Here is a 14,620-nt window from a genome sequence, read left to right as displayed (position 1 = left end):
ACGTCCGTATCCTTTGACTATGGCGAAATCCCGATCTGCTGCTGAGAACAAGGCCGCCAAGGCCGAGGCGACGGCCGCCCGCAAGGCCGCGGCCAAGGAGCGCCGCAGCCAGTTGTGGCAGGCGTTCAATCTGCAGCGCAAGCAGGACAAGCGCCTGCTGCCGTACATGATCGGCGCGTTCGTCCTGATCGTGGCCGCCGCGGTGGGGTTCGGTGTCTGGGCCGGCGGGCTGACCCTGATCATGATGATCCCGATCGGCCTGATGCTGGGCGCGCTGGTCGCGTTCATCATCTTCGGCCGCCGCGCCCAGCGCAGCATCTACCGCCAGGCCGAGGGCCAGACCGGCGCGGCCGCGTGGGTGCTGGACAACATGCGCGGCAAATGGCGGGTCACTCCCGGGGTGGCCGCGACCGGACACTTCGACGCGGTGCACCGGGTGATCGGGCGGCCGGGCGTCATCTTCGTCGGCGAGGGCTCCGCGGGGCGGGTGAAGCCGCTGCTGGCCCAGGAGAAGAAGCGCACCGCGCGGATCGTGGGCGACGTGCCCATTTACGACGTGATCGTCGGCAACGGCGAAGGCGAGGTGGCGCTGGCCAAGTTGGAACGTCACCTGACCCGGCTGCCGGCCAACATCACCGTCAAGCAGATGGATGCGCTCGAGTCGCGGTTGGCGGCCCTGGGTACGCGGGCCGGCGCGGCCATGATGCCCAAGGGGCCGCTGCCCAACGCCGGCAAGATGCGCGGCGTGCAGCGCACCGTGCGCCGCAAGTAACCTCTAGCGGCGCAGCACCGCGGTGTTGGTGAGCCGGTCCTGCAGTCCCCGCCCGTCGGCGTCGGTGAACAGCGGCGGCACCACCAAGAAGATCAACAGGTTGCGCCCGAGTGCCCGTCCGATGCCGATCGGCAGCCGGCCGTCGACCGCCGCCACCTGCAGGCCCAGCGCCAGTTGGCCCGCCGTGACGCCGAACAGCCGCACCGACAACGCGCCCAGCACTACCCAGATCAGCAGCTGCGCCGTCGACAACACGGTGTCCGGGATGGCGCCGAATGCCAGCAGCAGCAACGCCAGGCCCGCGGCGATCAGCCAGTCGATGAACAGGGCGCCGATTCGGCGTCCCATCCGCGCCAGCGAGCCCGACCCGGACTCCGGCAAGCCGAGCGCTTCACCCGGGTAACCGGGAGTTGATTCCTGCGCCATCAGTCCTGTCCGATGGGGCCGCGGGACAACCCGTACCAAGATGACCGGACAACAGTTACGATCTTGCGGGCCATGACGTTCACAATAGGGCGCGGCTGTCGCCGAGCCTTGTTGCGGGAGTGTGGTGCGTAACCTCTGCGCAACACGGCGTTGACTGACGGGCAACAACTGCTCCCTAGCGTCGGCCGCGAATCACCAAGTAAAGGAGCCTTCTGTGACGGATAAGACGCCCGACGACGTCTTTAAACTTGCCAAAGATGAAAACGTCGAGTTTGTCGACGTCCGTTTCTGCGACCTGCCCGGAATCATGCAGCACTTCACGATTCCGATCTCGTTCTTCGACGAGAGTGTGTTCGACGACGGCTTGGCTTTCGACGGCTCGTCCATCCGCGGTTTCCAGTCGATCCACGAGTCCGACATGCTGTTGCTGCCGGACCCCGCGACCGCGAAGATCGACCAGTTCCGCGAGGCCAAGACGCTGAACCTGAACTTCTTCGTGCACGACCCGTTCACCCTCGAGCCCTACTCGCGCGACCCTCGTAACGTCGCCCGCAAGGCCGAGAACTACTTGATCAGCACCGGCATCGCCGACACCGCGTACTTCGGCGCCGAGGCCGAGTTCTACATCTTCGACTCGGTCGCGTTCGACTCGCGCACCAACGGCTCGTTCTACGAGGTCGATGCGATCTCGGGTTGGTGGAACACCGGATCACCCAACGAACTCGACGGCAGCCCCAACCGCGGCTACAAGGTCCGCCCCAAGGGAGGCTACTTCCCGGTGGCCCCGGTCGACCACTACGTCGACCTGCGCGACAAAATGCTCACCAACCTGATCAACGCCGGCTTCGTCCTGGAGAAGGGCCACCACGAGGTTGGTACCGGCGGCCAGGCCGAGATCAACTACAAGTTCAACACGCTGCTGCACGCCGCCGACGACATGCAGCTGTACAAGTACATCGTCAAGAACACCGCCTGGGCCAACGGCAAGACCGTCACATTCATGCCCAAGCCGCTGTTCGGTGACAACGGGTCGGGTATGCACACCCACCAGTCGCTGTGGAAGGACGGCAACCCGTTGATGTACGACGAGACCGGTTACGCCGGCCTGTCGGACACCGCCCGCCACTACATCGGCGGCCTGCTGCACCACGCGCCGTCGCTGCTGGCCTTCACCAACCCGACGGTGAACTCCTACAAGCGGCTGGTTCCGGGTTACGAGGCCCCGATCAACCTGGTCTACAGCCAGCGCAACCGCTCGGCGTGTGTGCGTATTCCGATCACCGGCAGCAACCCGAAGGCCAAGCGGCTGGAGTTCCGTTGCCCCGACTCGTCGGGCAACCCGTACCTGGCGTTCTCGGCGATGCTGATGGCCGGCCTGGACGGTATCCGCAACAAGATCGAGCCGCAGGCGCCGGTCGACAAGGACCTCTACGAACTGCCGCCGGAGGAGGCCGCGAACATCCCGCAGGCTCCCACGCAGCTGTCCGCGGTGATCGACCGCTTGGAGGCCGACCACGAATACCTCACCGAGGGCGGCGTTTTCACGCCGGACTTGATCGAGACGTGGATCGCCTACAAGCGCGAGAACGAGATCCTGCCGGTGCAGATCCGCCCGCACCCGTACGAGTTCGCGCTGTACTACGACGTATAGTCACGAGCAGACGCAAAGGCACCCGCACGCCCGGCGTGCCGGGTGCTTTTGTGTCTGGTCAAACCCGATTCAAGGCTGACATTCACCGGTTTGGGTACACCCATTCCCGGCTATTTGAATGACAGCCGTTAACTTGCGCGAGCAGACGCAAAAGCCCCCGCACGCGCGGCGTGTCGGGTGCTTTTGCGTCTGCTCGCCCCAGCCGAGACGAAGCCATGACCGCCAGCGAACCCATCCCACCAGAGGTGGCGACGGCACACATCCCCTACCTCTGGACCGAACCGCGATCGCCGAGCGGCGAAGCCAACCCGCTGGTCGCCGGTGCCACGATCGCCAGCGGCCGGATTCGGCTGTTGCTGTTCTACGGCGAGGCGCCGCATCTGCAATTCTGGCAGGCCGCCGACACGGTGACCGGCCAGCACCTGGCGATCACGGTGGTCGACCCAGAGAACAAGTTGCCCAAGGCGACCGTCGACGCCATCCTGGCGCGCACCGCAAGCCTGCGAGGCGTCGACTCGCCCTACCTCGCGACCGTGATCGACGTAGGCCGCGACTACTGCGGCGGAGTAATTGTGTCGCAATGGATTCGGGGCGCCACGTTGAAGGAGGTGGCCGACACCGGCCCCTCGCCGATCGGCGTCGCGGATGCCGTGTTGTCGCTGGCCGAAGCCGCCGATGCGGCCCACCGAGCCGGTGTAACGCTTTCGATCGACCACCCCGCCCGCATCCGGGTCAGCCTGGACCGGCGCGCCGTGCTCGCATTCCCGGCGACGATGCCCGATGCCACGCCGCGCGACGACCTCCGCGGCATTGGCGCCGTCATGTATGCGCTACTGGTCAATCGCTGGCCGTTCGGCGACAAAGCCGCGCGCCACGATTGGCGCCCCGTCGAACTCGACGCACAGGGCCGCGTCCAGGAACCGGCGGCGTTCAATCCGCAGGTCCCGTTCCTGGTTTCGACCACCGCCGCGGCCCTGGTGCGAGACGATGCAGGCATCCGCAGTGCGCAGACGATCACAACGCTGCTGCGCCAGGCCAGTGCTGACTCCAAAGCCGACCCGACCGCGACCCGCGAACTAATGCCGATGCCGGCGCCGGGCCACTACGCCACCTTCGGAAACTTCGGACCGGCCGAACGGGCCGAGCACGCCCGCCGCCAATTGGTCAAGGCCTGTCTGGGGACAGCGGCAGCGGTCGTTTTGGTCGTGCTGATTGCGTTCGCGAGCACCATCAGCCGGATTATGGGCGTCTTCGATACCGACGTCGCGATGAGCGGGGACAAGCTCGGCCTGCAGACGACGTCGCCTGTCAAGCCGCCGCCGTCGCTGGTGGCGGCCGGGCCAGGGACGGTGCATCCGCTTCGAGCCGCGGTGTTCTCCCCCGGCGGCGCGCCGGACAGTCCTGGGACCGCCGGCCTGGCGATCGATGGCAACCCCGCCACCGCCTGGTCGAGCGACACCTACTTCGACCCGGAACCGTTTCCCAAGTTCAAGGACGGTGTCGGGCTATTGCTGCAGCTCCCCGAGCCGACGACGCTCAGCGCGGTCACCGTCGACCTCGGCAGCACCGGCAGTGTGCTGCAGATCCGGTCGGCACCGAACGCGACGCCGGGCAAGCTTGGCGACACCGCAGAACTCAGCCCACCCACCGCGACGCACCCCGGCCACAACGTCATACCGGTAAATACCTCGGCGCCAACGACTTTCGTGCTGGTCTGGATCAGCACCCTGGGCAACACCGGCGGCCGAAGCCACTCGGACATCTCTGAAATCACCCTGCAGACCGCGGTGCAGGTCCGGTAATCCCGCGAGCAGACCCCTAGCCCAAGGCGACCTTGAGCAACCGGCCGAGGTGTTCCAGCGCGGCGGCGTATTCATGCTGAAACGGTGTCCCGTAGCCGACGACAATGCCCGCGGTATGCGGACCCGCGCCGTGCCAGAACCGCCCCAGCCCGGTCAGCGCGATGCCTTGTTGCTGCGCCCGGGCCACCACCTCGGTTTCCACCGCGTCGTCGGGCAGCGACACCACGGCGTGTAGCCCGGCGGCGATCCCATGCACCGATGCCGTGGGTGCGTAACGGTCGAGCGTCTCGACAAGCGCATCGCGGCGATCACGGTAGCGGCGGCGCATCCGGCGGACGTGCCGGTCCAACCCACCCGACTCGATCAATTCCGCCAACGCCAGCTGTGCCAGCACGTCGGTGCCGCGATCGGCGCGACGCTTGGCCTCGACGACCGCGTCGACCAGGTCAGCGGGTACGGCCAACCAGCCCAGGCGCAATCCCGGAGCCAAACTCTTGCTGGCGCTGCCCGCATAAATGACGCACTCGGGCGCCAGGCCCTGCAGGGCACCGACGGGATGACGGTCGTAGCGGAACTCCCCGTCGTAGTCGTCCTCGACCAGATACCCGCCGCCTGCCGCGGCGATCCGGATGAACTCGGTGCGCCGCCACGCATCCAGCGTCGCCCCCAGGGGCGCCTGGTGGGCCGGGGTCAGCACCGCACCCGCGACGGCACCGGTCAGCCCCTGCGGCCGCGCGCCGCTGTCGTCGACCGGCAGCGGTACGACGGCCAGCCCGCTCGCGACGGTGACCGCCCGGTGGTCGGGCAGGCAGGGATCCTCCAACGCGATCGTGCGCGCCCCGTGCGCGGCGAGCGCATCACAGGTCAGCCGCAATCCCTGCGTGAAGCCCCCGCAGATCACCAACTGCTCCGGGGTGGTGAGCACCCCGCGTACCCGGCCCAGGTAGTTCGCCAAGACCGTGCGCAACCGAAGGGACCCGCGTGGATCGCCCGGGCCGAGTTCGGCGTGCGCGGTGAGGTGCAGCGCTCGCCGCAGCGCCCGCAGCCATTCGGCGCGAGGAAACATGCTCAGGTCCGGGCGGCCTAATCGGAAGTCGGCGACGATGCGGCTTGGCTCACGCTCGGGACTGACCTGTGCGGGCAGCTGCAGTCCCGGGGCGACCGTGGTGGCAGCGCCGGGCCGGGTCCGCAGGTATCCCTCGGCGGCCAGCTGCGCATAAACCTCGACGACGGTTCCGCGGGCCAGCCCGAATTCGGTGGCCAGTGACCGAGAGGACGGCAATGACTCCCCCGCGGCCAGCCGGCCCTCCCGGATTGCTTGTCGCAGAGCACTTTCCAAAGCCACCCGCCGGCCCCGGCCGGGCGGCAGGTCGAGATGAAGGTCGATCCCGCCGGGAGAAGTGGTACACGAATTTGCCATTGAATTGGACCTTACTCGTGAACCGTTCGCTTTCGTAGCCTCGACTGCGTGACCATCTCAGCTGCTCCCCGCCGGCGCCTTGACCGGACGGCAAGCCTGACCGCTCAGGCCAACGCCGCCCAACGCGCCGCAGAAACCTTGCGTCCGCCCAACCGTCGGCTGGTCCACGACCCGCAGTCGAGCAAGTTCGTCGAGCACCCGGCGCTGCGGGCGATGCTGGCGCACCCGCGAACAGCCGATGCCGCCCTGTGGGTGTTCGACCACCTCTGGGGCGGGCTGCACGCACACATCGCGCTACGGATGCGCTACGCCGATGACGCCTGCCGTGCCGCCATGGCCGAGGGCATCGACCAGATCGTGCTGCTCGGCGCCGGCTTCGACACCACCTGCCTACGGCTGGCCGGAGCATCGGTGACCGTTTTCGAGGTTGACGCGCCGGCCACCCAGGCGCGCAAACGTCCGATCGCCGAGCGGCTGCTGAGGGCCAGTAACCAAACAGTCTGGGTGCCATGCGATTTCGAGCGGGACGCGCTGCGTGAACGCCTGCTCGACGGCGGTCTCGACCCGGCGAAACCGAGCCTGGTCAGCTGGCTGGGCGTGACTCCCTATCTCACCCGCGGGGCCATGGCGGCGACGCTGAGCGATCTTGCCGACATCTGTGCGCCGGGTAGCCGTCTGGTCGTGGACTACATCCGCGCCGGTGTGGTGGACGGAAGCACCCCATGGCGCAGCGCGCGCCGCATGACCCGACTGGTGGCTCGGCGCGGCGAACCCTACCGCAGCGACTTCACCGAGTCGGGCCTCAACGCACTACTCGGCGAGCACGGCTTCACGCCCGGCGAGCACCTGACCGTCACCGGCCTGCTCGACCGCTACGACCCAAGGGGCGACAGCGCCGTGGCCGCCGATGACTGGCTCGCCATTGCGAGCGCCCGCCGCTAACCCCGCACCTGCGCCCGCGAGCAGACGCGCTAAGGCCCGCGCTAACCCAACGCGAGGTCCTCGCGAAAACGGCGCAGGCCGTCGATCTTCTCAGCGAGCGTGGCATTCGGGCCGGCGTAGAACATCCACGGCATGGTGATGATCCCGGTGATGCCGGCATCCTCGGCACGCTGATAGTCCGCGACCGTGAATGAGTCCGTCAATGGCGTCAGGATCGTGAATCCGTCCATCGAAAGACCTTGCGCGGCACGCATTTCCCGCAACTTGTTCACCCGTTCGATGGCGCGGTCGGTGGTGATCAGGTCACCGATCCAGCCGTCGTTGCGGGCAGCGCGGCGCAGCGCGATGTCACTGAGCCCGCCCACGTACACCGGGATCGACGGCGGCGTCGGCTGCATCTCCAACCGCGGCGCCTTGTAGAACTCGCCGTCGAATTCGGTCCACCCCGGCGACCACAACTCCCGCATCAGCTCGATCATTTCGTCGGTGCGCTTGCCGCGGCCCTCGAACCGCTCACCCATCAACTCGAATTCCTCGCGGCACCAGCCCACCCCGATGCCCAGCTCGATCCGCCCGGAGGCCAAAAGTGCCGCGGTGCCAATGGCTTTGGCCGCCGAGTACGGGTTGCGCATCGCCGGAATGTAAACGGTGGTGACGAATTTCAGCCGCGTGGTGACCTGCGCCAGTGCCCCCACCAGCACCCACGGGTCGGCCCAGTCGGTGAAGGGCTGCCAGCGGCGTTGCCCGTCTTTGGTGTACGGATACGGCGTCTGCAACGTCTCCAGGTTGACGACGTGGTCGGGAATTCCGAGGCCGTCGTAACCGAGTTCATCCGCGGCTCTGGCGATTTCGATGATATCGGGCGTTTTCAGAAACGCGCTGCTGACGTAGAACTTCACTGCCTGTCCCGGCCGTCCTGCCCGTCCCGGCCGTCCTGCCCGTCCCGGCCGTCCTGCCCGTCCCGCGCCCAGGACGGCTCGATGAAAACACCGTCGGCCTCAACAGTGATGCCCGCCGAATCCGCGATGAACCCGCGCGCAAACACCTTGACGCCCTCCCGGCGGTCGACCCAGGCTTCGGAACGCAGCCGGCCCAACGGGGTCCCGCGCAGATATTTCACGGTGATGGTCCCGGTGAATCGCGGCTTGGACAGTCCCTCGCTGGCGGCCTCACCCAGCATGTGATCCAGGATCAAAGCGCTGACCCCGCCGTGCACCAGCGAAGGCGGGCCCTCATAGGCCAGGCCCAGCACGAACTCGGTCCAGCAGCGCCCACCGCCCTCATGGTGCACCACGATCGGCGGCGCGATCGGATTGCACACGCCCACCGCCGCATTGCCCAACGGGAGTGGACGATCACCGACGCGGTAGCTCACCCCGTCGGGCCGCGTCCGGTGCCGCAACGACTCGGTGACCGCCTTGATCGCGGCGCGCGCCTCGGCGACGACGTCGTCGTCGGCCTCGGTACGGATGGTCACGTCGATCAACTCCCGAACCGCCTCGGCCAGCGGCGCATACAGGGCCGTCACCCGGTCGGCCTCCGGCGCACTCAGCACCTCGAACATGGCGCTCAGCGCGCCGGCATCCCGACTCAACTTCCAAACACCTTGCGCACCACCGCTTTTGCTCGTCGCGTCACTCGTAGATAGTTGTCCAGGAACTCTCCGCCATCGTCACTGCGCCAACCGGCGGCTACCGCGACTGCGTTGAGTTGTCGACCCGGCCCCGGCAGCTGATCGGTCGGTTTTCCGCGGACCAGCACCAACGCGTTGCGGGCGCGGGTCGCGGTCAGCCAGGCCTGCTTGAGCAGGTCGACCTCGTCGGCCGGAACAAGACCGGCCTCGGCGATCACGTCCAGCGATTGCAGAGTGGAGGTGTTGTGCAGCGCCTCGATTTCGTGGGCGTGCCGCAGCTGCAGCAGCTGCACGGTCCATTCGATGTCGGCCAATCCGCCGCGGCCCAGCTTGGTGTGGGTATTGGGGTCCGCGCCGCGGGGCAGCCGCTCCGACTCCACCCGGGCCTTGATCCGCCGGATCTCGTGCACCGCCTCGGCCGATACCCCATGAGGCGGGTAGCGCGTCTGGTCGACGGTCAGCAGGAACCGCTGACCGAGGTCCGGGTCGCCAGCGACCGCGTGCGCGCGCAGCAGCGCCTGAATCTCCCACGGCTGCGCCCATTGCGTGTAGTACGCCTCATACGACGCCAGGGTGCGGACCAGCGCGCCGTTGCGACCCTCCGGCCGCAGGTTAGCGTCGACCTCCAGCGGCGGATCCACGCTGGGCGTGCCCAATTGCGCCCGGACCTGCTCGGCGATCGTCGTCGCCCACTTGACCGCCTGCGCGTCCTCGACCCCGCTAGCAGGTTCACACACGAACATCACGTCGGCGTCCGAGCCGTAGCCCAGCTCGGCCCCGCCCAGCCGGCCCATGCCGATGACCGCGATGGCTGCGGGCGCCCGGCCGTCCTCCGGCAGGTGCGCGCGGATCGTCGCGTCCAGAGCGGCCTGCAGCACGGCCACCCAGATCGACGTCAGCGCTGCACACACCTCGGTGATCTGAAGCATGCCCAGCAGATCCGCCGAGCCGATGCGGGCCAGCTCCCGGCGGCGAACGCTGCGGGCGGCGGCAATGGCGCGCGCCGGGTCGGAGTAGCGGCCGGCCGAGGCGACCAAGGCCCGGGCCACCGCCGCCGGCTCGGTCTCAAGCAGCTTCGGTCCCGACGGCCGGTCGCCGTAGTCCTGAATCACTTCGGGTACGCGCATCAGCAGGTCCGGAACGAAGGTCGAGGTGCCCAGCACATGCATGAGCCGCCGACCCACCGTCGGTTTGTCGCGCAAGGTCGACAGGTACCAGGTGTGCGTGGCCGAGGCCTCACTGAGTCGCCGGTACGCGAGCAATCCGCCGTCCGGATCCGGTGCGTAGGACAGCCAGTCCAACAGCCGCGGCAGCAGCACCGCCTGCACCCTTCCGCGTCGGCCGCTCTGATTCACCAGCGCCGACATGTGCTTCAACGCCGCCTGCGGCGCCTCGTAACCCAATGCGGCCAGCTGCCGTTCGGCGGCCTCCGGGGTCATGCGGCCACCGACCAGTTCCAGGCCGGCCGGGCCCACCGATTCCAGCAGCGGTTGGTAGAACAACTTCGCGTGCAGCCGGGACACCCGCACGTTCTGGTGCTTCAGCTCCTCGCGCAGCACGCCGGCGGCGTCGTTGCGTCCGTCGGGACGAATGTGCGCCGCGCGCGCCAGCCACCGCATGGCTTCTTCGTCGTCCAGCTCCGGCAGCAGGTGGGTGCGCTTGAGCCGCTGCAGTTGCAGTCGGTGCTCGAGCAACCGCAGAAACTCATAAGAGGCGATCATGTTCGCGGCGTCCTCGCGGCCGATATAACCGCCGGTACCCAACGCCCTCAGCGCATCCACCGTCGACGCGACATGAAGCGACTCGTCGCCCCGGCCATGCACCAGTTGCAGTAGTTGGGCGGCGAACTCGACGTCGCGCAACCCGCCGCTGCCCAGCTTGAGTTCCCGACCGCGGATGTCGGCGGGCACCAACTCCTCGACGCGGCGGCGCATCGCCTGCACCTCGGGGACAAAGTCTTCGCGCTCGCATGCCGTCCACACCATCGGCTGCAACGCGGCGAGGTAGCGCTCGGCCAGTTCGGCGTCACCGACCGCGGCGCGGGCCTTCAACAGCGCCTGGAACTCCCAAGTCTTGGCCCACCGCTCGTAATAGGCGACATGCGATTCGACCGTGCGGACCAGCTCCCCGCTGCGGCCCTCCGGGCGCAGTCCGGCATCCACCTCGAAGAAGGCCGACGAAGCCAGCCGCATCATCTCGCCGGCCACCCGCATGCTGACCGCATCGGCGTTCTCGGCGACAAAGATGACGTCGACGTCGCTGACGTAATTCAATTCGCGGGCACCGCATTTGCCCATCGCGATCACCGCCAGCCGCGGCGGTGTGCGATCGTCACCGCACACCGTCTGCTCGGCCACCCGCAGAGCCGCGGCCAGTGCGGCGTCCGCGATATCGGCGAGCTGAGCCGCCACTTTGGTGAACGGCAGTACCGGCTCATCCTCGACCGTCGGGGCCACATCCAGCGAGGCCAACACCAGCAGTTGGTCGCGGTAGAGCACCCGCAGTTGATGCACGATCGAACCCGGCGCTCCGGAGAGATTCTCGACGGCCTCGAGAAAAGTCCGCTGCAATTGCTCGCGGGTGGGCAATTCCACCTTGCCGCGCAGCAGTTTCCACGACTGCGCGTTGGCTATCAGGTGGTCCGCCAGCGCCAGCGACGAACCCAGCACGGCGAACAGCCGCCCGCGCAGCGACCGCTCGTTGAGCAGCGCCGCGTTCAGTTCGTCCCATTCCAGGTCGGGGTTCTCCGACATCCGGATCAGCGCGCGCAACGCGGCATCTGCGTCGGCGCCCGCGACAGCGACCACAGCAGATCCACATGGGCCTGGTCGTCGTGCTTATCCCAGCCCAGCTGGGTCAGTCGGGCGCCCGCCCCTTCGTCCATCAATCCCAGCCGGCCGACGCTGGGCAGCTTGGGTCGCTGCGTCGCTGGCTTGGTCACATATCGACGTTAGCGCAACGCCTTGGGGTTACAGCGACAAGTAGGTCTTCAGCTCGAACGGGGTGACGTGGCTGCGGTAGTTCGCCCACTCGGAGCGCTTGTTGCGCAGGAAGAAGTCAAATACGTGCTCCCCCAACGCCTCCGCCACCAGCTCGGAGGACTCCATGGCCCGTAGGGCGGTGTCGAAACTCGACGGCAGCTCGCGGTAGCCCATGGTGCGGCGTTCCTCGGGCGTCAGGTCCCAGACGTTGTCCTCGGCCTGCGGGCCCAGCACATACCCCTTCTCCACGCCGCGCAGTCCGGCGGCCAGCAGCACCGCGAAGGTCAGATACGGGTTGCACGCCGAGTCCGGGCTGCGCACCTCCACCCGTCGCGACGAGGTCTTGTGCGGCGTATACATCGGCACCCGCACCAGCGCCGAGCGGTTGGCCGCCCCCCAGGAGGCCGCCGTCGGCGCTTCACCGCCGTGCACCAGGCGCTTGTAGGAGTTCACCCACTGATTGGTGACGGCGCTGATCTCCGACGCGTGTTCGAGGATTCCGGCGATGAACGACTTGCCGACATCGGAGAGCTTCAGCGGGTCGTCATCGTTGTGGAAGGCGTTGACATCGCCTTCGAACAGGCTCATGTGGGTGTGCATCGCCGAGCCCGCGTGCTGACCGAACGGCTTGGGCATGAAGGTCGCCCGCACACCCTCTTCCAGGGCGACCTCCTTGATCACATAGCGGAAGGTCATCACGTTGTCGGCCATTGACAGCGCATCGGCGAACCGCAGGTCGATCTCCTGCTGGCCCGGCGCACCCTCGTGGTGGCTGAACTCCACCGAGATGCCCATGAACTCCAGCGCCTCGATGGCGTGCCGGCGGAACTTCGACGCGGACTCGTGCACCGCCTGGTCGAAATAGCCGGCGTTGTCGATGGGCACCGGCTCCGACCCGTCCTCGGGGCCGTTCTTGAGTAGGAAGAATTCGATCTCGGGATGCACGTAGCAAGAGAAGCCGAGGTCGTTGGCCTTCTGCAGTTGACGCCGCAGCACGTGCCGGGGGTCGGCCCACGACGGTGAGCCGTCCGGCATGGTGATGTCACAAAACATGCGGGCCGAGTGGTGGTGACCGGTCTTGTCGGCCCAGGGCAGCACCTGGAAGGTCGACGGGTCGGGGTGCGCGACGGTGTCCGATTCCGAAACCCGCGCAAAGCCCTCGATCGAGGATCCGTCGAACCCGATCCCCTCCTCGAAGGCTCCCTCGAGTTCGGCCGGGGCGATGGCGACCGACTTCAGGAATCCGAGCACGTCGGTAAACCACAGCCGCACGAACCGGATGTCGCGCTCTTCCAGGGTGCGGAGGACGAACTCCTTCTGCCGATCCATACCCGCACACTAGGCACGGTCTGTTAAATCGATGTTACGGATGCCACGCCAGACGCATTGCGGATGTTTAGGCCTGGCAACGCAGATTGGGCTGCGGCAGGGTCAGATCCAGGAAGTAACGCGTCACCACGCCGTCCACGCACTGATTGCCGTCGAACACCACCGTGTGCTGGGTGCCGTCGTAGGAGATCAGCGGGGCGCCCAGCTGCCGGGCCAGGTCCACCCCGGCCTGATACGGGGTGGCCGGGTCGTGGGTGGTCGAGACCACTACGGCCTTGCCGGCCGGGGCCGGTGTCGCCGGGTGCGGCGTCGACGTCGCGGGCACCGGCCACAGGGCGCAGATATCGCGCGGCGCGGATCCGGTGAACTGCCCGTAGCTCACAAACGGCGCCACCTCGCGGATTCGGCGGTCTGCGGTCACCCAGGACGCCGCGTCCGTCGGCGTCGGTGCATCGACGCACCGGATCGCGTTGAACGCGTCCTGTCCGTTGTCGTAATGGCCCTGCCGGTCCCGGCCGTTGTAGTCGTCGGCCAGCACCAGCAGATCGCCAGCGTCGCTGCCGTGCTGCAGCCCGAGCAAGCCGCTGGTCAGATACTTCCAGTGCTGCGGGGTGTAGAGCGCGTTGATGGTGCCGGTGGTCGCGTCGGCATAACTCAACCCACGCGGATCGGAAGTCTTGCCCGGTCTGGTGACCAACGGATCGATCAGCGCGTGGTAGCGGCTGATCCACTGCGCCGGGTCGGTGCCCAGCGGGCAGGCCGCCGAGCGAGCGCAGTCCGCGGCGTAGTCGTTGAAAGCGGTCTGGAAGCCCGCCATCTGGTTGACCGTTTGGTCGATTGGGCCGATCGTCGGGTCAATGGCGCCGTCGAGCACCATTGCCCGCACGTGCGGGGCGAACCGCTCGATGTAGGCGGTGCCGAGCTCGGTGCCGTAGCTGTAACCCAAATAGTTGATCTGCTCGTCGCCAAGGACTTGCCGGACCATGTCCATGTCGCGGGCGGCCGACGCGGTGCCGATGTTGGCCAGGAACGACTGGCCCATCCGGTCGGCGCAGTGCTGGGCCAACTCGCGGTACATCTGTTCGATGTGGGCCACCCCGGCCGGGCTGTAGTCCACCATCGGGTCGCGCCGGAAGGCGTCGAACTCGGCGTCCGAGCGGCACCGCAGGCTCGGTGTCGAGTGACCCACCCCTCGTGGATCGAAACCGACCAGGTCGAAGTGGCGGCTGATGTCCGTGCCGCGCAGATCGGGCGCCATCCCGGCTACCATGTCGACGGCCGACGCCCCCGGCCCGCCCGGGTTGACCAACAGCGATCCGATCCGCTGCCCGGTCGCGGGAACTCGGATCACCGCCAACTTCGCTTGTGCCCCAGCGGGTTTGTCGTAGTCGACCGGCACCGCGACGGTAGTGCACTGGGCGGTGGGTATGTCGGCGATACTGACGAAATCGGCGCAGGAACCCCAACTCTGCTGCGGCGTCGCGGCGGGTGCCAAAGGGACCTGGGTCTGCCCGCTGTCGGGTTCGGGAGTCGCGGCGGCAAGCGGTAGTGCCGCCGACTGCCCGGTGACCACGAGTCCGAACGACAACAGCGCCGAGCTCACCGTTCTCAGGCGCAACATGGCCGAAATCGTCTCATTTAGAAATCCGCCTCAGGACGCGAAA

General features: G+C 67.5%; 10 protein-coding genes and 1 pseudogene. 4 read left to right on the top strand and 7 right to left on the bottom strand.

Translation table 11 applies throughout. The features are described from left to right. Positions 1–19 precede the first annotated feature (19 nt). Positions 20–772: a DUF4191 domain-containing protein gene (locus BN972_RS15265; protein WP_036359360.1), complete on the top strand. Its 753-nt coding sequence runs from the start codon at positions 20–22 to the stop codon at positions 770–772. Positions 773–775: 3 nt separating this feature from the next. Here the strand turns inward: BN972_RS15265 and BN972_RS15260 are convergent, their stop codons facing one another. Next, entirely contained in the window at positions 776–1,198 is a 423-nt protein-coding gene (locus tag BN972_RS15260) for an RDD family protein (protein ID WP_036359359.1), read from the bottom strand. Between the two features lie 214 nt (positions 1,199–1,412). Between BN972_RS15260 and glnA (BN972_RS15255) the strand changes: the two genes are divergently transcribed. Both glnA (BN972_RS15255) and BN972_RS15250 read left to right on the top strand, forming a co-directional pair. Then, positions 1,413–2,849, top strand: a complete 1,437-nt coding sequence (glnA, locus tag BN972_RS15255) for a type I glutamate--ammonia ligase (RefSeq protein WP_036359358.1) — start codon at positions 1,413–1,415, stop codon at positions 2,847–2,849. Between the two features lie 215 nt (positions 2,850–3,064). After that, entirely contained in the window at positions 3,065–4,651 is a 1,587-nt protein-coding gene (locus BN972_RS15250) for a protein kinase family protein (protein ID WP_051545490.1), read from the top strand. A 16-nt stretch (positions 4,652–4,667) separates the two neighbouring features. Here the strand turns inward: BN972_RS15250 and pdxR are convergent, their stop codons facing one another. After that, positions 4,668–6,038 carry a MocR-like pyridoxine biosynthesis transcription factor PdxR gene (pdxR, locus tag BN972_RS15245; protein ID WP_036360954.1) on the bottom strand — a complete coding sequence of 457 codons (1,371 nt, stop codon included), beginning with the start codon at positions 6,036–6,038 and terminating at the stop codon, positions 4,668–4,670. Between the two features lie 81 nt (positions 6,039–6,119). Here pdxR and BN972_RS15240 point away from each other — a divergent pair, with 81 nt between their 5' ends. Further along, a complete protein-coding gene (locus BN972_RS15240; RefSeq protein WP_235192466.1) occupies positions 6,120–7,013 on the top strand; it encodes a class I SAM-dependent methyltransferase in 894 nt (297 codons plus the stop codon). Between the two features lie 41 nt (positions 7,014–7,054). Here BN972_RS15240 and BN972_RS15235 read toward each other — a convergent pair whose 3' ends face one another. The 5 genes and pseudogenes from BN972_RS15235 to BN972_RS15210 all read right to left on the bottom strand — a co-directional run bounded on the left by BN972_RS15235 (position 7,055) and on the right by BN972_RS15210 (position 14,586). After that, positions 7,055–7,912 (bottom strand): TIGR03619 family F420-dependent LLM class oxidoreductase, encoded by an 858-nt coding sequence (locus BN972_RS15235; protein WP_036359357.1) that lies wholly within the window; start codon positions 7,910–7,912, stop codon positions 7,055–7,057. Then, a complete protein-coding gene (locus tag BN972_RS15230; protein ID WP_051545488.1) occupies positions 7,909–8,607 on the bottom strand; it encodes a PaaI family thioesterase in 699 nt (232 codons plus the stop codon). Before BN972_RS15230 ends, BN972_RS15235 begins: the two co-directional genes overlap by 4 nt. After that, positions 8,604–11,530 (bottom strand): annotated as a pseudogene (locus BN972_RS15225) (bifunctional [glutamine synthetase] adenylyltransferase/[glutamine synthetase]-adenylyl-L-tyrosine phosphorylase). The gene BN972_RS15230 and the pseudogene BN972_RS15225 overlap by 4 nt, the downstream one beginning before the upstream one ends. A gap of 85 nt (positions 11,531–11,615) precedes the next feature. After that, a complete protein-coding gene (gene glnA, locus BN972_RS15215) occupies positions 11,616–12,956 on the bottom strand; it encodes a type I glutamate--ammonia ligase (protein ID WP_036359355.1) in 1,341 nt (446 codons plus the stop codon). 67 nt (positions 12,957–13,023) lie between these two features. After that, a complete protein-coding gene (locus BN972_RS15210) occupies positions 13,024–14,586 on the bottom strand; it encodes an alpha/beta hydrolase (RefSeq protein WP_099051096.1) in 1,563 nt (520 codons plus the stop codon). Positions 14,587–14,620 lie beyond the last annotated feature (34 nt).

Origin of the sequence: Mycobacterium asiaticum DSM 44297, assembly GCF_000613245.1 — a bacterium.
Classification (GTDB): Bacteria; Actinomycetota; Actinomycetes; order Mycobacteriales; family Mycobacteriaceae; genus Mycobacterium; species Mycobacterium asiaticum.
Note: the sequence above shows the minus strand (reverse complement) of the source record. Positions and strands in the feature narration are given on the sequence as shown.

Coding starts and splice junctions, on each gene's coding strand:
- BN972_RS15265 (WP_036359360.1), top strand. CDS start 20: ATGGCGAAATCCCGATCTGCTGCTGAGAACAAGGCCGCCAAGGCCGAG.
- BN972_RS15260 (WP_036359359.1), bottom strand. CDS start 1,198: ATGGCGCAGGAATCAACTCCCGGTTACCCGGGTGAAGCGCTCGGCTTG.
- BN972_RS15250 (WP_051545490.1), top strand. CDS start 3,065: ATGACCGCCAGCGAACCCATCCCACCAGAGGTGGCGACGGCACACATC.
- glnA (WP_036359355.1), bottom strand. CDS start 12,956: ATGGATCGGCAGAAGGAGTTCGTCCTCCGCACCCTGGAAGAGCGCGAC.